The organism is Ruegeria sp. BHSB056 (assembly GCF_059613305.1).
Map to the genome: position 1 here is coordinate 59,252 of NZ_JBXWSG010000007.1, position 18,846 is coordinate 78,097.

The 18,846-nt window shown below is 57.5% G+C and carries 17 protein-coding genes; 7 read left to right on the top strand and 10 right to left on the bottom strand.

Going from position 1 to position 18,846, the window contains the following annotated elements:
• Positions 1–12: 12 nt before the first annotated feature.
• Complete coding sequence (locus AC2FND_RS03370) at positions 13–798, top strand: DUF2189 domain-containing protein (protein WP_496767918.1); 786 nt, start codon at positions 13–15, stop codon at positions 796–798.
• Positions 799–807: 9 nt separating this feature from the next.
• Here AC2FND_RS03370 and AC2FND_RS03375 read toward each other — a convergent pair whose 3' ends face one another.
• From AC2FND_RS03375 to AC2FND_RS03390, 4 genes are all read right to left on the bottom strand, one after another.
• Positions 808–1,527: a helix-turn-helix domain-containing protein gene (locus AC2FND_RS03375; RefSeq protein ID WP_496767919.1), complete on the bottom strand. Its 720-nt coding sequence runs from the start codon at positions 1,525–1,527 to the stop codon at positions 808–810.
• Positions 1,528–1,840: 313 nt separating this feature from the next.
• Entirely contained in the window at positions 1,841–2,401 is a 561-nt protein-coding gene (gene ilvN / locus AC2FND_RS03380) for an acetolactate synthase small subunit (protein WP_267367632.1), read from the bottom strand.
• Entirely contained in the window at positions 2,398–3,669 is a 1,272-nt protein-coding gene (locus AC2FND_RS03385; RefSeq protein ID WP_496767921.1) for a glycosyltransferase family 87 protein, read from the bottom strand. Before AC2FND_RS03385 ends, ilvN begins: the two co-directional genes overlap by 4 nt.
• Before the next feature lie 91 nt (positions 3,670–3,760).
• Positions 3,761–5,512, bottom strand: a complete 1,752-nt coding sequence (locus AC2FND_RS03390) for an acetolactate synthase 3 large subunit (RefSeq protein ID WP_496767922.1) — start codon at positions 5,510–5,512, stop codon at positions 3,761–3,763.
• Positions 5,513–5,932: 420 nt separating this feature from the next.
• Between AC2FND_RS03390 and AC2FND_RS03395 the strand changes: the two genes are divergently transcribed.
• On the top strand, positions 5,933–6,778 hold the full coding sequence (locus AC2FND_RS03395; RefSeq protein WP_496767923.1) for a HalD/BesD family halogenase: 846 nt from the start codon (positions 5,933–5,935) through the stop codon (positions 6,776–6,778).
• A gap of 104 nt (positions 6,779–6,882) precedes the next feature.
• Here the strand turns inward: AC2FND_RS03395 and AC2FND_RS03400 are convergent, their stop codons facing one another.
• Complete coding sequence (locus AC2FND_RS03400; protein WP_209503641.1) at positions 6,883–7,530, bottom strand: response regulator transcription factor; 648 nt, start codon at positions 7,528–7,530, stop codon at positions 6,883–6,885.
• Positions 7,527–8,960, bottom strand: a complete 1,434-nt coding sequence (locus AC2FND_RS03405; protein ID WP_209503642.1) for a cache domain-containing protein — start codon at positions 8,958–8,960, stop codon at positions 7,527–7,529. Before AC2FND_RS03405 ends, AC2FND_RS03400 begins: the two co-directional genes overlap by 4 nt.
• Before the next feature lie 245 nt (positions 8,961–9,205).
• Here AC2FND_RS03405 and AC2FND_RS03410 point away from each other — a divergent pair, with 245 nt between their 5' ends.
• The 3 genes from AC2FND_RS03410 to AC2FND_RS03420 all read left to right on the top strand — a co-directional run bounded on the left by AC2FND_RS03410 (position 9,206) and on the right by AC2FND_RS03420 (position 13,709).
• A complete protein-coding gene (locus AC2FND_RS03410) occupies positions 9,206–10,288 on the top strand; it encodes a TRAP transporter substrate-binding protein (protein ID WP_480485346.1) in 1,083 nt (360 codons plus the stop codon).
• 122 nt (positions 10,289–10,410) lie between these two features.
• Complete coding sequence (locus tag AC2FND_RS03415; RefSeq protein WP_496767926.1) at positions 10,411–11,337, top strand: TRAP transporter small permease subunit; 927 nt, start codon at positions 10,411–10,413, stop codon at positions 11,335–11,337.
• 17 nt (positions 11,338–11,354) lie between these two features.
• Complete coding sequence (locus AC2FND_RS03420) at positions 11,355–13,709, top strand: TRAP transporter large permease (protein WP_209596682.1); 2,355 nt, start codon at positions 11,355–11,357, stop codon at positions 13,707–13,709.
• Positions 13,710–13,843: 134 nt separating this feature from the next.
• On the opposite strand, the gene AC2FND_RS03425 is transcribed toward AC2FND_RS03420, so the two are convergent.
• The 4 genes from AC2FND_RS03425 to AC2FND_RS03440 form a co-directional block, all read right to left on the bottom strand.
• Positions 13,844–14,233: a VOC family protein gene (locus tag AC2FND_RS03425; RefSeq protein ID WP_496767928.1), complete on the bottom strand. Its 390-nt coding sequence runs from the start codon at positions 14,231–14,233 to the stop codon at positions 13,844–13,846.
• A 7-nt stretch (positions 14,234–14,240) separates the two neighbouring features.
• Positions 14,241–15,065 (bottom strand): arginyltransferase, encoded by an 825-nt coding sequence (locus tag AC2FND_RS03430; protein WP_209503647.1) that lies wholly within the window; start codon positions 15,063–15,065, stop codon positions 14,241–14,243.
• Positions 15,066–15,140: 75 nt separating this feature from the next.
• Positions 15,141–15,572, bottom strand: a complete 432-nt coding sequence (locus tag AC2FND_RS03435; protein WP_209503648.1) for an RDD family protein — start codon at positions 15,570–15,572, stop codon at positions 15,141–15,143.
• A gap of 66 nt (positions 15,573–15,638) precedes the next feature.
• Complete coding sequence (locus AC2FND_RS03440; protein WP_209596676.1) at positions 15,639–16,061, bottom strand: DUF2852 domain-containing protein; 423 nt, start codon at positions 16,059–16,061, stop codon at positions 15,639–15,641.
• Between the two features lie 148 nt (positions 16,062–16,209).
• Here AC2FND_RS03440 and AC2FND_RS03445 point away from each other — a divergent pair, with 148 nt between their 5' ends.
• Positions 16,210–16,593 carry a DUF4440 domain-containing protein gene (locus tag AC2FND_RS03445; protein ID WP_496767931.1) on the top strand — a complete coding sequence of 128 codons (384 nt, stop codon included), beginning with the start codon at positions 16,210–16,212 and terminating at the stop codon, positions 16,591–16,593.
• A gap of 49 nt (positions 16,594–16,642) precedes the next feature.
• Positions 16,643–18,846: [protein-PII] uridylyltransferase family protein (locus AC2FND_RS03450; protein WP_496767933.1), on the top strand; the 2,204-nt coding region annotated here is incomplete at its 3' end.

An 18,846-nucleotide genomic window follows, 5' to 3' on the forward strand; every position in this document is an offset into this window, starting at 1 on the left:
GGAGAAGACGACATGGAAAAGCCTTTTGGTGTTCCGGACATGCGCCCGGTAGATACCGCTATGCTGCGCACGGCGTTGAAGCGCGCCTGGGCCGACTTTCTGCGTGCGCCGCAGTTCGGGTTGATCTTTGCCGGGTTCTACGTGCTTGCAGGATGGGCGATGGCATGGGTCACCATTCAGACCGGTACAACCTTCTGGCTGGTTCTGGCAGCCATTGGCTTTCCGTTGATCGGCCCGTTTGCCGCTGTTGGCCTTTATGAGGTGTCGCACCGGCTGGAACAGGGCGAACCGCTGGACCTTGGCGCGATCTTTGGTGTCGTGCTGCAACAAAGCCGCCGGCAATTGCCGTCGATCTGTGCCATCATCGTCGTGGTGTTTCTGTTCTGGTTTTTTCTGGGGCACATGATCTTTGCCCTATTCCTTGGGCTGGCTACGATGACAAACGTGTCGTCCTCGCTTGAAGTCTTTCTGACGGTGAACGGCCTGACAATGCTGGCTGTGGGCACGGTGGTTGGGGCGGTTTTCGCAACCGTTCTGTATATGATCACTGTTTTGTCGATCCCACTGCTGTTGGACCGCGAACTGGATTTTGTCACGGCGATGATTGCAAGCTTTACCTATGTGTCCGGAAATTTTCCGGTGATGCTTGCCTGGGGGGTAATCATCGCTGTTCTGACGTTCCTGGCCATGGTGCCCTGGTTTCTGGGCCTTCTGGTGGTTCTGCCACTGTTGGGCCACGCCAGTTGGCACCTGTATAGGCAAATCACCCAAGTCGAAGGCGGGGAAGCATCGTCCTGAGATAACCGGTCAGAGTTGCTGAGCCGGATTGTTCGTAGACAGCCGCGCAGCGGCGAAAATTGCAGCTGCATCATGCCCGAGATATTTCAGAACCACGGGCTCCGGTGCTTCAGGGGTGGCCGGGCTGACAACCGTACCCCGCCACTGAACCGCTGTTCCCGTCGGATCGGGTGAAATCATATAAACGCGACTGTTTTGACCCTCCCGCTGAGAGGTCAGCATATAGACGGAATCGCCGGAGCAGGCGACGATCCCCTGTATTTCGCGCGCTTGCGGCGTTGCCTCAGGCATCGCCGCGCGCGACACATATCCGCGTATCAATGTGCATTGGGCCTGTGGCCGGGCGTGCAGAAGGGTCATACGGTGCGAGGCCGAGACGCTTTCGATCACGGCATAAAACCCCGGAGAAAACGCAGTTCTGGCGATCATGTCCACACCTGACCCCAGAAACTCAGTCAAGGCAGTTTTCGCGGCGAGATCCTCGACCTTTTCAATCTCGTCCAGCGGCTTCAGAAGAATGCGCGCATCCACGTCGAAAAACCGGCAGATGCGATCCAAAACATCCGGCCGTGGTACACTTTCACCCGAAAGATACCTGTTGAACTGCGTCCGATTCACGCCAAGCTTGCGGCACAGTGCCGAGACCGACCGATACCTTCGTGCCAGTTGCCGCAGGTTCGCGCCAAACATCGCGCGAAGTTCAGCCGGGCTGCGAATGTCGTCGGTCATGGATGCCCACGCCTTGCTAAGTTTCCTGAAAAACCATCGCAGCACTGGAACCAAGCCCCGGCGCGCATTGAAAAATCGTACAGATTGACCCCAAGCAACGTATCCCCACGTCGCGTTGCGGCATCAAGGCTAAAGCCATAAAGCGCAATGGCAATAGGCTTTATCTAAAAATGACTGATCTTTATCTGGAAAAGACAGTTCTATGGCAAATTTAGCGCATAGAAAGGCGTTTGGGCCGTTTTTTGAAAGGCCCACCAACCTCAAATAGTGTTCCCACCTGGGGGCAAGATAATCCCCAAGGCGGGCATGTTGTTCAGTCGCCGCGCAGCAGGGCCGCCACGCCGGTACGGGCGATTTCCATCAGGCCCAGCGGGCGCATCAGGTCAGCAAAAGCGTCGATCTTGTCCGGCGCGCCGGTGATCTCGAAGATGAAAGAGTTCAGGGTGCTGTCAACCACATTGGCGCGGAAGATGTCAGCCAGGCGCAGCGCCTCGACTCGTTTGTCGCCTTCACCCACGACCTTGATAATGGCAAGTTCGCGTTCAACCGAAGGGCCTTCGACCGTCAGGTCATGCACGTCGTGGACAGTCACGATCCGGCCCAGCTGCGCCTTGATCTGTTCGATCACCTGCGGTGTGCCGGTGGTGACAATGGTGATGCGGCTCAGGTGTCCTGTGTGATCCACCTCGGCCACGGTCAGGCTTTCGATGTTGTATCCGCGCCCCGAGAACAGACCGATCACACGGGCCAGGACACCGGGTTCGTTCTCGACCAGCACGGCAATGGTGTGGCGTTCCTGCACGTCCGAGAAGGTAGGCCGTAGGTTATAGGCCGAATGGCGATTGGAGCCTTTTTTGATTTGTAGCGGTGTCATGGAATAACCTCATCATGAGCAGATAGTTCGGAAGGCTTTCGCAAACTGAAAATCAAAGCGCGAAAACAGACTAGGCTGGCGAGTACCAGAATGGGGAAAAACAACAGACGAAGGGAAAACACAGTGCTTTCGCGAAATGCGTCAAACAGGAACGCAGGTGAGACGCCGATCCACATTGCTGCCGCCAGAGCAATACCCCAGGGCTGTCGAGTCAGTATGCCGGCCCTGAGTAAGAACAGGGCCGTCATTGCAAGTAAGGCTACTTCGTAGTGCCAGAGATATGGCGACGACAACACGATTCCCAGCATGAGTACGGCAACACGTAGATCGAAATTCACCTTGGGGCTGCGCCATGCAAGAAAGACAGCCACTCCGGACAGAGCGGTTATCATCCATTGCAGGGTCAGTGCGTGTTTTTCACCAACTCCGAGGCTTGCCAGCAAAGAGTACGGGCTCAGCATATTGGAGTTTGAGCTGATGGAGTTCCTGATCCAGTCAGCTTGAATGCCCAGCATTTTCTGCAACTCCACCCAGTAGTCGACCCCAACTACCAAAGTTCCGGTGATCGATATCAAGATGGTCGTGATAACGGCTGACGCAATTGTTCTCCACGCACCGCAAGCGATCAAAGCAATGGGGATCAGCAATCCCAATTGCGGTTTTAGCGTTAGCAACCCAATGAAAAAACCAGCAAGAACATAGCGGTGATCACGAAGGGCAGCTAGCGCTGCCAGTAAACCGGCCGTCCAAAGTGCAGTTGTCTGCCCCAAATACAGACTTGGTAGGAGGGCAGGAGGCAAGGCAAAGGCAAACCACACCGGCAAGATACCGCAGGAAAACGAGCGAACTGCCAGAACCATGGACAGAATAGAGACGGTAGAGAACACCGCCCAGGCTTGTGAAAATGTCAAAGCTCCCAGCGGTTGCATCCCTAGCAGAAAAGCAGGTGGATACAACCAAGGACCCCACTCACCTTCTTTATGTGCCTGATGGATTTCAATTAGCCGATCTATGTCAAATACAGCCAAGGGCTCACCCTGATAGGCAATTCGGCCCGCGGACCAAAAAACCTTAAAATCAAAGTTTAATGCCGGCTTTCCTTCTAGAGAAAGTGCATACCATGCCGATCCAAGCCAGAACAAAAACACGGCAAGCACAAATGCAGGAACAAGCGTACCGACTTGCCAACCGCGCCGTCCGTTAAATATGGCCAAGTTATCTTTTGCGTTTGAAGCACTTGAAGGCACAGACGTGCTAACGTTACGCATTTTTGGTTCCTTTCGGACTATGATCGGCAAAGTCAGTGATGCCAAAAACTCGATCAATTGATCGCTCTGGCAAGCACGGGCACGATCCTGGTCAAACCAGCACCGCACCACCTGCCTGAATCACGCCCTGCGTCTCGGCCTCGCCCAAAAGCATCTCGTTATGTGCCTTGCCCGACGGGATCATGGGAAAGCAGTTCTCGTGCTTCTCTACCACACAGTCGAAGATCACTGGGCCGTCGTAGTTGATCATCTCCATGATCGCGTCGTCCAGATCGGCGGGGTCGGAACACAGGATACCTTTGGCGCCAAACGCCTCGGCGAGTTTCACGAAATCGGGCAGGGCTTCGGACCAGCTGTGCGAATAGCGCTCGCCATGCAGCAGTTCCTGCCACTGGCGGACCATGCCAAGGCGTTCGTTGTTCAGGATGAACTGCTTGACCGGCAGGCGGTACTGAACGGCGGTGCCCATTTCCTGCATGTTCATGAGCCAAGAGGCTTCACCGGCGACGTTGATCACCAGCGCGTCAGGATGTGCCATCTGCACACCGATGGAGGCGGGGAAACCGTAGCCCATAGTGCCCAACCCGCCCGATGTCATCCAGCGGTTGGGGTCTTCGAACCCAAGATACTGTGCCGCCCACATCTGGTGCTGGCCGACCTCGGTCGTGATATAGCGATCATGCTTTTTCGTCAGTTCTTCAAGCCGTTGCAGCGCGTATTGCGGTTTGATCGACTTTTCGCTGTTGGTGTAGGACAGACAGTTAATCTTGCGCCATTCGGAGATCTGTGCCTGCCATTTCTTGACGGCTGCTGCATCGGTCTTGCGCCCGCGTGATTTCCACACCTTCAGAATGTCTTCCAGTACATGCGCCACGTCGCCGACAATCGGGATGTCCACACGGATGACCTTGTTGATCGAAGACGGATCAATGTCGATATGGGCTTTCTTGGACTTTGGAGAGAACGCGTCAATGCGCCCTGTGATCCGGTCGTCGAACCGTGCGCCGATGTTGATCATCAGGTCACAGCCATGCATTGCAAGGTTCGCCTCGTAAAGGCCGTGCATCCCCAGCATACCCAACCAGTTTTCGCCCGACGCGGGATAAGCGCCCAGACCCATCAGGGTTGAGGTGATCGGGAAGCCGGTGGAATCCACCAGTTCGCGCAGCAACTGGCTGGCTGCGGGGCCAGAGTTGATCACACCACCGCCCGTATAGAAAACCGGCTTCTTGGCTTTTTCAATGGCTGCAACAAGCTCGTTGATTTCCTCCAGATCGCCTTTCAGCACAGGCTGGTAGTGCGAGGTCGAAGGTTTCGGACTGTTGTATTCACCCGTGGCAAACTGCACATCCTTGGGAATGTCGATCAGAACCGGGCCGGGACGGCCCGACTTGGCCACATGGAACGCCTCGTGCAGCGTTTCGGCCAGCGAATTCGTGTCCTTTACCAGCCAGTTATGTTTGGTGCAGGGGCGGGTGATGCCAACGGTGTCGGCCTCCTGAAAGGCATCCGATCCGATCATGAAGGTCGGGACCTGTCCGGTCAGAACCACAATCGGGATCGAATCCAGCAACGCATCGGTCAGGCCGGTAACGGCGTTTGTGGCACCGGGACCAGAGGTTACAAGCGCAACACCCGGCTTGCCGGTCGACCGCGCATAGCCTTCGGCGGCGTGGATTGCACCCTGTTCGTGACGCACCAGAATGTGGCGAATGTCGTTTTGCAGAAAGATCTCGTCATAGATCGGTAGGACGGCGCCACCGGGGTATCCGAATACCGTGTCCACGCCCTGATCCTTGAGGGCCTGAACCACCATCTTTGCGCCGGTCATCTCACGTGTCATCTGCTTTGCTCCGTTCGCGACATGTGTCTTGCGTTTGACAAAAAAAAGCCCCCGAATTTTCGGAGGCGCATGGGTTCGATTATGGTTTACCGTTACCGGCCCATGCGCGTGGTTCCTACGATTACGACTAGCGTTCTCATTGCCAGAGGCTCCTTTTTGCTTGCAGGGGACATTATGGTCGGGGGGGAGGAGCGTCAACAGGCAAATCTACCAATTTTCTATCTCAATGGCGGTATTTTGCGAAATTTTGTTGCGCAGATTGCCGCATGCCCGGAATTTCCGGGAAAAGGGCGGTCGTTCTCCTGAGGGCGGGACATTTATGAAGGTCTGAATGCGGCAGGCCGATGTCTGAAACTGGCATGATCCGGCGTTTTGTCTGGGTCACGCTGACCTTGTGTGCGCAAACGAGGGAGGCAGAGCATGTTACAGGACCTGGTAGATCTGGGGCGGTATCCGATCGATCGCCCGGATTCGCCAGCTTACAGGCGATTGATCGGGGATTTGCGGCGCGAGTTGGAACAGGACGGATGTGCGGTTCTACCGGGTTTCGCACATGCGCAAGGGATTGAGCTGTTGGTGCAGGAGGCAGATGAGGTGGCGCCCAATGCACACCGGTCTTTCAATCGCACAAATGCCTATTTCACCAAAGACGACCCACGGTTCGACGCCGCCCATCCGATCAGACGGTTCTATGACCGTTCGAACGCGTTTGTTCCTGCCGACAATTTTGCGCATTCCGGTCCTTTGCGCAGGATTTACGAGTTTAGCGGATTTCTTCCCTTCATTCGGGATGCGCTGGATGAGCCTGAGGACCGCTTCTTTCGTTACGATGATCCATTGGCAGACGTGATCATAAATGTCGTGGAGGAGGGGCGGGGCTTTCCCTGGCATTTCGACACCAACAACTACACCGTGACACTGGCGATCCAGAATGGCGAGCAGGGCGGTGCATTCGAATACGCACCCAATCTGCGCACAGCCGAGGATGAAAATTTCGATCAGGTCGCGTCGGTTCTGGACGGAAACAAGGCGCGCGTTCATCGGCTGGACCTGCAACCTGGGGACCTACAGATATTCAAAGGCCGCTATTCCCTGCACAGAGTCGCCCCGGTCAAGGGCACACGGCGGCGGTATGTGGGGATCTTTTCATTTGTCGAGGCCGAAGGCATGTGCGGCGGGATCGAGCGGACGCAGCAGCTCTATGGACGCGTGTTGCCGCACCATTACGAGCGTGCGGGTTTGCGAAGGGATCAGTTGCTGGATTGAAGGGGCACTACCGGAGGTGAACGCTCCCGCCCGCCGTCAACGCGCCTGTGGCGCATCTTCTCTGGTTGGGCCGGGCAGCGCTGCGCGCTGCGACCGCGCATCGATCAGAAGCCGACCCCGGTGCCTTGCAGCATGCCATGTTCCAGCGCATAGCGGGTCAGCCCGGCGGTCGAGGAAATTCCCAGTTTGCGCTTGATGTTCTTGCGATGCGTTTCAACCGTTCGCACCGAGATATCCAGCTTTTGTGCAACCTCTTTGTTTGATTTGCCCTGCGCCAGTTCCAGCAGAATTGTTTGCTCGCGCCCTGTCAGCGCCTCGCGTGCGTCGCCGCCTTTGGGCTTCAGGGATCCACTTGCGCCGGTGCACAGATACTGCTCACCCCGCATGACCGCATCGATGGCCTGCTTGATCTCTTCGGTTGGGACATCTTTGAGAACATAGCCTTTTGCACCGTGGCTGAGCGCGGTCGAAATATATTCGGGGCTGTCATGCATCGACAGGATCAGGATGCACGTATCGGGCAGACGTTCCAGAATGATCTCCGTGGCGCTGAGGCCGCCGAGGCCAGGCATGTTCAGGTCCATCAGGATGACATCCGGGGAAAGGCCAACCGCATGATCCACCGCAGCCTGACCGCTGCCGAGTGTCCCAACCACTTCGATATCGTCGTAGCTTTCAAGGATCGACTGAATGCCCTCGGCCACCATGGGATGATCGTCGACAATTAGAACTCGGATATTCTTGGCGCTCATGTACCGGCCTTTCGGTTCGGAGTTGCGTCTTCCTGCGGTGGCAACAGGTGGCTCAGCGGCAGACTGGCCTCGATTACCGTACCGCCGCGCGGCCCGCGTGATGACAGAATACGCAGCGATCCGTCAAGTTGCTCAATTCGTTCCTGCATGTTGCGCAGACCGATGCCGGTGGTCGGGGTCCCGGATTCTGCGCGCAAGCCACGGCCATTGTCGGTGATCCGCATGGTTGCGCCTTTCTTGTGGCCGCGCAGGTCAATCGTCACATAAGAGGCGTCGGCGTGGCGTTCGATATTTGTCAGCGCCTCTTGTGCGATGCGATAAAGCGCGATCTTGCTGTCCTGATCCAGCCGGTTGCGGAATACGACGGTGGAAAATTCAGTCTCGATCCCGGTTCGTTCGCGAAAATCGTCGGTCAGAGCCTTCAGCGCAGGTCCAAGGCCGAGGTCGTCCAGCACGCCGGGGCGCAGGTCGCGGCTGATCCGGCGGACCTCGGTGATGGCGGTGCGAAGATGGTCGATGCCTTTGTCCAGCGGATCGCGCGCACCTGCATCATCGCCGCGCAACAGACGGCGGCGCGCATTGTCCAGCGCATAGCGTACCCCCACAAGGATCTGGCTGATGCCATCATGCAGTTCGCGGGCAACCCGGCCGCGTTCTTCTTCCTGCGCGTCGAAGACACGTTGCGTCAGTTCCTTCAGCTTGGCATCCGCCAACCGCCGCTCGCGAATGTTCAGCAACATGCCCGAGGCAAAGACAATCAGAACGGCAGCAACAACAATGGCGCCGATATACATGAAGGTGCGTTGCACGCGGGCCTCGACCTCGGCTCTTGCGTTGGCGACCGTGGCGACAATGTCGTCAATGAAGACCCCAGTACCCACGACCCAGCGCCAGTCCTGCAACCCGACGACATAGGCGATCATTTGCGCCTCATCCCCGGTCGAGGGTTTTTCCCACATGAAGCTGTGCCACCCGGCCCCCTGACGGGCGAGGCGAATGAACTCATCAACGATAGGCGTTCCATCGCTGTCGGTCAGACCTTCCCAGTTGCGGTTGATAAATTGTGTCTGACGGGGGCTGACCAGATTGTTGCCATCATAGTCGTAAACAAAAAAGAACCCGTCCTGCCCATAGATCATTGCCGAGAGTATCTGCGAGACAAGGTTCTTTGATACCTCGTCATCCGGTTCAGCGCGGCCATAGATATAGGCAAACCCATTGCGCGCCTGCGTCACGTAGTTGCGCAGTTCTTCTTTCTTGGCTTCGATCAGGCTGCGTTCCAGGGCTTCGATCTCGCGCTCGGCGGTCGCACGCGCCTCATAGGCTACAAGCACAGCGATTGCGGCCACGGCCACAACCAGCGGGATTGCGGCCACCAGCGACAGTTTCTGCGCATAGGTCAGCGAGACCAGATGTCGAAGTCTTTGCATGGACGAATCGATACGCAAGCGGCGGCAAAAATGCAAAAAGATTGGCGTTGGTCTGTGAAATTCCGGTATTTGGGCCGTTTTTGTTGGAGTTTTCGTTCGGAAATTTCACCGCATCCCCAAAAGAAATCGATTCTCTACGCAGTAGTAGGTATTCCCTTTCGCTTCGCTCACATTAGGCTGACGCGCACTGAATGCGACAGGTCCGGTACTGCCGGATCGTGACTATGAAGGGGAGGAACACTCATATGGATCGTCGTTCATTTCTGAAAAAATCCGCGCTGGGCGGCTCGGCAGCTGCAGCAACCGCTCTGGCGGCTCCGGCCTATGCACAGGGACAGCGCACACTGACCATGGTGACCTCGTGGGGTCGTGGTCTGGCTGGCGTGTTTGACAGCGCGCAGCGTTGTGCCGACAGCATCAACGCGATGTCGGATGGCAGCCTGAATGTTGAAATCAAAGCGGCAGGCGAACTGGTTGGCGCGTTCGAGGTGTTTGACGCGGTGTCGTCCGGTCAGGCCGACATGTATCACGCCGCTGACTATTACTTTGTCGGTCAGCACCCGGGCTATGCGTTCTTTACGGCCGTGCCCTTCGGCATGACCGCACAGGAACTGGTGAACTGGTACTATCATGACGGCGGTATGGAGCTGCATGATGAGCTGGGCGAAATCTTTGGCCTGAAGTCCTTCTTGGCCGGTAACACCGGTGCGCAGGCGGGCGGCTGGTTCTCGAAAGAGATCAACAGCCCCGAAGACTTCAATGGTCTGAAGTTCCGTATGCCCGGTCTGGGCGGTAAAGCACTGGGCAAACTGGGCGCGTCCGTTCAGAACATCCCCGGTTCTGAAGTGTATCAGGCGCTGTCGTCCGGCGCGATTGACGGAACCGAGTGGATCGGACCCTGGGCAGATGAAAAAGCGGGCTTCCAGGAAATCACCAAGACCTACTACACCGCGGGCTTCCACGAGCCGGGCGCAGGTCTGTCGCTGGCAACCAACCGCGATGTGTTCAATGAACTGACCCCGGCCCAGCAGAAGATCATCGAGATCGCTGCCGCAGAAGCACACCAGTGGAACCTGGCGCAGTTCCTGGCCAACAATGGCGCAGCGCTGCAGCGCCTGCAGGCCGGTGGCGTCAAGGTCCTGGAATTCCCTGACAGTGTCTGGGATGCGTTCGGCAAGGCCAGCCAGGAAGTTCTGGACGAAAACATGGGCGATGAGCTGTTCAAGAAGATCCACGACAGCGCAATGTCGTCGATGGCGGCTTCGTCGGCATGGAACAACCTGTCGTCGGGTGTCTACACCGCACAGCGTGACCGTGTTCGCGGCTAAGCCTTTATGATCAAAGGAAAAACGGTTTCCCCGCGCCTTGCGGGGAAGCCTTTCCCGTTGCGTGAAGGGACTTGGGCAAGCCACAATAGGCCTGCGCGCAACTGAGACGACCTGGGGACAACATGCAGGACGAAAACGGTATCTCGTTCTTCGGCGCCCTGTGGAATGGACTGGTCTGGTTCATTCAGAACATTGCCGAAGCCTTCTATAATTTCGGATATGCGGTCACGCATCCGCAGCTCTGGCTGGACTGGTCTGACAAGGCGTCGATCATGCGCTTTGTCTATTACGGCGGCTCGGTCGAGTTCTTCTTTGTGGTGTTCACCTTCTTTTTGGTTCTGACAGCCATCGGGTTGTATTACCGGAACTTCATGTGGGCCATCGTGCGCGGCCTGGAAGGTTTTGCAAACACCACCGGGCGGTTCTTTGCCTGGGCGGGTCTGCTGATGGTGATTCAGCAGATCGTCATCGTATTCATGCAACGGGTCTTTACCCGCCCTGATATGTCCTTCGGTCTGGGAATACCGTTCCAGATGGATATCAGCTGGTTCGCGGAAGAGCTGAAACTGTATAACGCCATGGTTGTTTGTCTGTGTTGTACCTACACATTTGTGCAGGGCGGGCATGTGCGCGTTGATCTGATCTATGCCGGTATCAGCCACCGCGCCAAGCGTGTGGTCGATATGTGCGGTGCGTTGCTGTTCATGATGCCAATGGCGGTGCTGACCTGGATGTACGGCTGGTTCTTCCTGTGGCGTCACCTGATCGTGCCGAACCCTTCGGCCAGTGACGCGCTGGACCGTCTGGTGGCCAAGTCCCGCGCCTTGCGCTGGAACGTGGAAACCATCGGGTTCAGCCCCAACGGGTTCAATGCCTACTTCCTGTTCAAGATCCTTCTGGTGGCGTTTGCGGCCATGGTGTTCCTGCACGCCATCGCGTTTTTGTACCGGTCGTATCTGGAATACGTGGAAGGACCGGACAGCGTTGGAAAATACCTCGACAAGGACAGCCTTGGTGAGGGCGAAGAAGCCTATGAAGGCGCGCATTAAGGGCGGAGACAAAGACAATGCTATTCGGACTTGATGGCGTCGAGATAGGCCTCATTATCGTATTCTTTTGCCTTTTCGGGGGCATTCTTTCCGGCTTTCCGGTGGCTTTTGCCATCGGCGGGGCAGGGATCATATCCTTTGGCATCATCGCCGCGCTGGACAGCGCGGGGTTGCTGATCCACCAGGCGATTGACGTCGGATCGCAAAGTTATCGGGACCTTGTGAACTCCGGGATCAAGCCGGACACCATATCCGTGTTCCGATACCCGGATTTGCCAAGGCTCGCCGAACCGGTTTTTGCCTCGGGCTGGGAAACCGCGCTGGACCGGAACGTATCGTTCATCGTGAACCGCATGAACGAGCGCGTGCTGGCCGGGCAATCCATCGAGACCCTTCTGGCTGTGCTCATGTTCGTTCTGATGGGCATCACGTTGGAGCGGTCAAAGATTGCCAACGATCTTCTGACCACAATGGCGCGCGTTTTTGGTCCGCTTCCGGGTGGTCTGGCCGTGTCGATTGTGGTTGTAGGGGCGTTCCTTGCGGCTTCGACCGGTATCGTTGGCGCGACCGTTGTGACGATGGGCCTGCTGGCGCTTCCAACCATGTTGCGCAACAACTATTCGCCGGAACTGGCGACCGGTGTGATCGCGGCATCGGGCACCTTGGGGCAAATCATTCCACCGTCGATCGTGATCGTCCTGCTGGGCACATTGGCGGGGGATCTGTATTCGACAGCGCAGGAAACCCGGGCTGTTGAAGCCGGTTGTACCGACGCGCTGACCTATCTGGGTGAGCCTGCGGTTGTCTCGGTCGGGACGTTGTTCCAGGCTGCGCTGCTGCCGGGGATCATGCTAGCGCTGCTCTACGCGCTCTACGCCTTTGGCTATGCGCTGCTGAACCCGCACAAGGCGCCTGCAGTGGCTGTGTCCGGTGGCTCCGGGGAACCCATAACGCGGTCAGAAGGCCTGACATGGTTGCTGGGTGCGCCGGTTGCCCTGATCGTCGGTGCGGTCCTTCTGGGCAATGTCGGTGTGATCGGAAGCCAGAATATCTCGGTCTCGGCCTTTTCGGATATTGGCGAGGGTGCGTCGCTGCGGACCAACGTGTCGGCAGAGTGCAAGGCGTCGATGATCGATCTGCACGGGCAGGTTGCCTGGGATCAGGCTGTTGCCGAGCAGGAGGCAATTGATGCCGCTGGCGGCACAGCCGAAGCGCATCGCCTGACAGAAGAGGAACTGGCGGCCGAACAGCAAAAAAGGATTGCCGATGCGGCGCCGATCGGCACCGGAGTGGCGGTAACCCTTGTTCTGCTGGGTCTGACCCTGGTTCTGGGCCGTGGTATCGCACCGTCGCGGTCACCGCAGCCGCTGATCCTTGGCGCGATCGGGTTGTTGCTGATGGCATTGGTCGACATCTTGATGATATCGCCGACCACATCCTCTGGCGTGACTTTCGTGCTACTCACCCTGCCGTTCGCGCTGGCCATGTATGGCTGCAAAGAGGCTGCAGCCCGCTGTGCCACAAACGATCTGATCCGTGTGGTCTTTCCTCCACTTGTTCTGATCATCGCGGTGCTGGGCTCGATCCTGGGCGGTGTCACCAATCCGACACCGGCGGCTGCGCTGGGTGCGGGTGGCGCGATCATGCTGGCGGCCTATCGCAAGCTGCAGGATCAAGGCCGCTCGGGCAAAGTGGTCATCTGGTCGACCTTCGCCGTTGTCATTGCATTGCTGATGGGGGTCAACTTTGACCTGCGTATCAATCAAGGCAGTGTGACGGTAGAAACCTGGATCGCCTTCATCATTGCCTATGCGGCTTACCTGTACGCCCTGTTCGGGCTGTTGTACGGATGCTGGGTGCTCTATTCCAGCGGTGTATTGACCCCGGTGGTGCGCGAGACGGCCAAGGTGACCTCGATGGTGTTCACCATCCTGATCGGATCGCAGTTGCTGAACCTCGTGGTGATTTCATTCGGAGGGGAGCATTATATCCAGCAATTCCTGAAGAGCTTTGACAACGAGTTCACGGTTTTCCTGATCGTGATGCTGGTGCTGTTCATTCTGGGGTTCGTGCTGGATTTCCTTGAGATCATCTACATCGTGATCCCTATCGTGGGCCCTGTGATCTATGGCGGCTCTTTCGATCCGAAATGGGTCACAATCATGGTGGCGGTGAACCTTCAGACGTCCTTCCTGACGCCACCTTTCGGGTTTGCGTTGTTCTACCTTCGGGGGGTTGCGCCGAAGGAGGTCACTACAGGCCATATTTATCGCGGGATCGTTCCGTTTGTTCTGATCCAGGTGATGGGGATCGCGATCTTGTGGTTCTTCCCGACGATTGTCACGATCGTTCCGGACCTGATGCCAAACTGATCCGATCCGGAAGGGAATATTGCAAAGGGGGCCGGTTGGCCCCCTTTTCTGTTTGTTTCGGGCAAGGGGCCAGCCCCTTCTTGGCCTGCGGCCAATTCATCCCCGGGATATTTTTGGCCAGATGAAGATTCGGATCAGGTGAACTGGATCAGGTCCCAGCGATTGCCGAAGGGATCACGCCAGATTGCGACAATGCCATAAGGTTCGTGACGGGGTTCTTCTTCGAAGTGGATATCCCTTGCGCGCATGTTCGCATGGTCGCGGTAGAAATCATCGGTTTGCAGGAAGAACCCGACGCGTCCGCCGGTCTGGTTGCCTATGGCGGTGGTTTGTTCAGGTCCGTCAGCCTTTGCCAGAAGAAGACAGCCGCTATCCAAACCGGGAGGCGCGACCAGAACCCAGCGCTTGCCATTGCCGACGTCGATGTCCTTGATAAGTTCGAAGCTGAGCGTCTTTGTATAAAACAAGATGGCGTCGTCGTAATCCGGCACCACGAGGGTGACGGCATGCAGGCTTTGTTTCATCGCGCGGTCAGCCTTTGGTCGGATGCCGGTCAGGGAGCTGGATATTGGCGACCTGTTCGGCGATTGGCGGCGCCGATAAGGGGTGATGCGATGTGCCGGTATAGGCATCCGGATCGCTGATCTTTTGCCAGCCCCCCTGTATATAGGCCTCAAGTCCTGAAAACTTGGCTTTGTAGCCCATCTTGGGACTGCCGGGGACCCAGTACCCCAGATAGATATAGGGCAGGCCCGCCTCACGTGCGATGTCGATGTGGTCGAGGATCATGTAGGTGCCGAGTGAGTTTTGCGGCTGTTCCGGGTCGTAGAAGGAATAGACCATACTTAGACCGTCATCGAGCACATCGGTCAGGCTGACGGCGATCAACTCGCCCGTTTCAGGATCGGCGTATTCCACAACGCGGCTGCGGATCGGTGTTTCCTCGATCATCGCGGCGAATTCGAAAACATCCATGTCAGCCATGCCGCCATCGGCGTGACGGGTGTCAAGATAACGGCGGAACAGCTCGTATTGCTCGTCCGTGGCCCATGGCGAGGTTGCGCGGCGTTCCAGGTATCCGTTCCGCTTTGCCGCGCGTTTCTGGCTTTTGGTCGGTTGGAAGGCTGACACATCGATCCGGGCTGACAGGCAGGCGGCGCAATCCGTACACGAAGGCCGGTAGAGCACATTCTGAGACCGGCGAAATCCTTGTTGCGACAGGGAATTGTTCAGCTGTTCAGCCCCTTCGCCTTGCAGGGCGGTGAACAGTTTACGTTCCATCCTGCCGCCAAGATAAGGGCAAGGCTGCGGTGCCGTGACATAGAATTGTGGCGCAATTGGCAGCGTATGTCGCATGAAATCCCCATCCAACCTCGGGAGGGATGATAGCAACCGTTCCCGAGACCGCCAAGTGTTTCACGCAACCTTGGGTCAGGCCCGTTGATTGATCATGACGGTGCCCAGAAAACTGTCGGTCAGACCCTGGCCACGGGCGCTGGTCATCATCATGATGACCGAGATGATCTGGACCACGGGAAAGGCCATGCTGACGAAATAGCCCGCAGTATGGGCAAGCGCCTTGCCCAGATCCATTCGTTCTCCGAACGCGTCACGCAGCTCGATCCCCATAAAGCGCATTCCCAGCGTGGCAGAGCCGTTGGCGATGGTCACCACCCGGTAGACGAAACTAACGACGGCGTAGATCAGGGCCAGGAAAAACAGACCCAGAAACGCAGTAAAAAGGATTGCCACCGTGCAAAGCAGCGAAATGAAGGCGATATCGAACAGCCAGGCGACGAAGCGTTTGGTTGTCACGGAACGATAGAAATCGGGTTGGGTGTCGGGGTCGGGCAGATGGTTCATTCGATGGGTCCGAAAAACTGGGGTAGGGGTACCCTGTCCCGAAACACCGGGGCAGGGCAAGGTCAATCAGGCGGGCTCGCCCTTGCCGTCTTCGTCATGGTTCTCGCGGGCGCGTTCATCCATGAATTGGTCGAATTCGGCCTTGTCCTTGGCGTCACGCAGACGACGCAGGAAAGCTTCGAAATCCTGTTGTTCACGTTCCAGTCGGGCCAGGGTATCTGCTTTGTAGGCGTCAAAGGCGCTGTTGCCCGAGGGCTTCATCGCACTCATGTGGCTTTGCCAGGATTTGCGGCGGTTGCAGGATTTGCTGAACATGCGTTTGCTCCAGATCATATAGGCCAGCAGGGCAAGGCCAACGGGCCAGAAGAAGATGAAACCAAGAACCATGGCGGCGATCCAGGCCCCTTTGCCTTTGTCATCTAGCCAGGCTTCGGTTCGATAAAGCCATCCCGGATTCGCGGGGACGGCGGGGTCGGACAGTGCGGTCATTTGAGCTCTCCAGGTTTGATGTAAACTCTATTCACATTGCATAGATGGGGTGCCGTTTGGTTGGGTGCAAGGGGTAATGTGAAAAAGATTTACATTAAGCAATCCGGTTGACGTTTCAGGATCTGGCTCGCAGGGTCTGGGTATGGATATGACGGACAACAAAGCTGCCCCTGCACTAAAGGATATACTTGAACTGGAAACACAGGTCTGGGTGGCGCTGGTTGAAGGTAATGCAAGCGCCGACCGCGCCTTGCTGAGCGCGGATTTTCTGGGCGTTTATCCCACGGGTTTTGCCAATCGGGACGATCACGTCGGGCAATTTGCAGATGCGCCAACGATGGCCGAGTTTGATCTGAGTGATGCCCGGTTACGCATTCTGACCCCGGATATCGTCTTGTTGTCCTACCGCGCCGACTACCTGCGCCCGGGCGCAGATCAGCGCGAGGCAATGCTGATTTCATCTTTGTGGGAAAGAAGAAACGACGTATGGATCAACAGCTTCAGTCAGGATACGCCGGTTCAGGAAACCTGATCAGAATGCCCCATTGACGATTACGCCCCGCAATGCGCAGGGTGCGCGCATGACTGACGCTCTTGCCATTACCCGCCTTCCGCGTGCGTTTGATCCGTCTCTGGGCGATGAAACCCGCGCTCTGATACCTGATCTGTCGCAGGAGATGGGAGAGCTGGTGGCGGGAACCGCCGGGTCCAGCCCATATCTGAAAGGCTTGATCGAGCGTGAAAGGGAATGGCTGCCTGATGCCTTATTGCGCCCGGATCAGGCACTGTCTGAAGTCATGGCGGATGCGCGTAAGCTGCAGACGGATCAGCTGAAATCCGGCTTGCGGCAGGCCAAGCGGCGGGTGGCGCTGTTGACCGCGCTTGCCGACATTGCAGGTGCCTGGCCGCTTGAGAAAGTCACCGCGGCGCTGACCGATTTCGGAGCACTGGCCGCGGATGTTGCGGCCAAGGCCGAGATCGCCATGTTGATCCGGCGCAACAAATTGCCGGGTATGACCGAGGATGCTATCGAAACTGCCGCCGGGATGGTCATTCTGGCCATGGGCAAGATGGGCGCGCATGAGCTGAACTACAGCTCGGATATCGATCTGATTGTGCTGTTTGATGAGACACGGTTTGACCCGGATGACTTCTACGAGGCCCGGCAGGGCATGGTGCGGGCAACGCGGAACTTCTGCGCGACGCTCAGCGACAAGACTGCCGATGGCTATGTTTTCCGTACAGATCTGAGGCTGAGGCCAGACCCCGCCGTAACACCGGTTTGCATGGCAATGGAGGCCGCTGAACGGTACTATGAAAGCCTTGGCCGCACTTGGGAGCGCGCGGCATATATCAAGGCCCGCCCCTGCGCCGGAGACTTGGCCGCGGGGCAGCGGTTTCTGGACAGTCTGCGCCCTTTTGTCTGGCGTCGCCATCTGGATTTTGCCGCCATTCAGGACGCGCATGATATGCGTCTGCGGATTCGCGAAAACAAAGGTACGGGCGGGGTCTTGTCGATCCCGGGCCACGACATGAAGCTGGGGCAGGGAGGTATTCGCGAGATCGAGTTCTTCACTCAAACCCGTCAGCTGATCGCAGGCGGCCGCGATCCGGACCTGCGGGTGCGTGGAACGGTTCCGGGGTTGGCGGCGTTGGCGTCAAAAGGCTGGGTGCCGCAGGATGTCGCGGACAAACTGACCGATCATTACCGGGCGCATCGCGAAGTCGAACACCGCATTCAGATGGTTCATGATGCACAGACGCATAAGGTGCCGAAATCACCGGAAGGCATCGAACGTATCGCCTGTCTGATGGGGATCGGCGGCGTTGAACTGAAACAGGACCTGAAAAACCGCCTGACCGAAGTGCACGAACTGACCGAAGGATTTTTTGCGCCCGGGCCCGGTCCTGCACCTGTGGCGGCGCAGGATGTAGAATTTGACCAGAGTGTTCTGGCCCGGTGGACGACCTATCCGGCCTTAAGGTCCCAGCGCGGGTCGCGGATATTCGAACGGTTGCGGCCCGAGCTGCTGTCGCGTCTTGCCAAGACCGCCAAACCGGAAGAGGCGTTGATGGCGCTGGATGGGTTTCTGTCTGGCCTTCCCGCCGGGGTGCAGCTGTTTTCCTTGTTCGAGGCCAATCCGCAACTGATCGACCTACTGGTCGATATCGTTGGCACGTCTCATGCTCTGGCCTCGCATCTGTCGCGCAATGCCTCGGTTTTCGACGCGGTGATCGGCGGCAGTTTCTTTGCCGATTGGCCGGGGCAGAAGGAATTGCAGGTCGAACTGGCCCGTGCGCTGGCGGAAGAGTCTGACTATGAAACCCGGCTCGACCTTGCGCGGCGCTGGTGTAAGGAATGGCATTTCCGGGTCGGCGTCCACCACTTGCGGGGTCTGATCGACGGGGCACAGGCAGGCCGGCAATATGCAGAGCTAGCACAATCGGTGATTGCCGCCATCCTGCCCTATGTTACCGAGAATTTCGCCCGTAAACACGGTCCCGCACCGGGACGCGGAGCGGCGGTGTTGGGCATGGGATCGCTGGGCGCAGGACGGATCAATTCGCAATCCGATCTGGACATGATTGTGATCTATGATCCGCAGGATCAGGACATGTCCGATGGTCCGCGTCCTTTGGCCACGCGCACCTATTATGCGCGGTTCACGCAGGCGCTGATCACCGCACTTTCGGCTCCGATGTCACAGGGGCGGCTGTATGAGGTCGACATGCGCCTGCGCCCGTCCGGCAATCAGGGACCAGTCGCCACCAGTTGGGCCAGCTT

Coding starts and splice junctions, on each gene's coding strand:
- AC2FND_RS03435 (WP_209503648.1), bottom strand. CDS start 15,572: ATGAACCATCTGCCCGACCCCGACACCCAACCCGATTTCTATCGTTCC.
- AC2FND_RS03420 (WP_209596682.1), top strand. CDS start 11,355: ATGCTATTCGGACTTGATGGCGTCGAGATAGGCCTCATTATCGTATTC.
- AC2FND_RS03430 (WP_209503647.1), bottom strand. CDS start 15,065: ATGCGACATACGCTGCCAATTGCGCCACAATTCTATGTCACGGCACCG.
- AC2FND_RS03415 (WP_496767926.1), top strand. CDS start 10,411: ATGCAGGACGAAAACGGTATCTCGTTCTTCGGCGCCCTGTGGAATGGA.
- AC2FND_RS03405 (WP_209503642.1), bottom strand. CDS start 8,960: ATGCAAAGACTTCGACATCTGGTCTCGCTGACCTATGCGCAGAAACTG.
- AC2FND_RS03425 (WP_496767928.1), bottom strand. CDS start 14,233: ATGAAACAAAGCCTGCATGCCGTCACCCTCGTGGTGCCGGATTACGAC.
- AC2FND_RS03445 (WP_496767931.1), top strand. CDS start 16,210: ATGACGGACAACAAAGCTGCCCCTGCACTAAAGGATATACTTGAACTG.
- AC2FND_RS03395 (WP_496767923.1), top strand. CDS start 5,933: ATGTTACAGGACCTGGTAGATCTGGGGCGGTATCCGATCGATCGCCCG.
- AC2FND_RS03440 (WP_209596676.1), bottom strand. CDS start 16,061: ATGACCGCACTGTCCGACCCCGCCGTCCCCGCGAATCCGGGATGGCTT.
- AC2FND_RS03385 (WP_496767921.1), bottom strand. CDS start 3,669: ATGCGTAACGTTAGCACGTCTGTGCCTTCAAGTGCTTCAAACGCAAAA.
- AC2FND_RS03390 (WP_496767922.1), bottom strand. CDS start 5,512: ATGACACGTGAGATGACCGGCGCAAAGATGGTGGTTCAGGCCCTCAAG.
- AC2FND_RS03400 (WP_209503641.1), bottom strand. CDS start 7,530: ATGAGCGCCAAGAATATCCGAGTTCTAATTGTCGACGATCATCCCATG.
- ilvN (WP_267367632.1), bottom strand. CDS start 2,401: ATGACACCGCTACAAATCAAAAAAGGCTCCAATCGCCATTCGGCCTAT.
- AC2FND_RS03375 (WP_496767919.1), bottom strand. CDS start 1,527: ATGACCGACGACATTCGCAGCCCGGCTGAACTTCGCGCGATGTTTGGC.
- AC2FND_RS03370 (WP_496767918.1), top strand. CDS start 13: ATGGAAAAGCCTTTTGGTGTTCCGGACATGCGCCCGGTAGATACCGCT.
- AC2FND_RS03410 (WP_480485346.1), top strand. CDS start 9,206: ATGGATCGTCGTTCATTTCTGAAAAAATCCGCGCTGGGCGGCTCGGCA.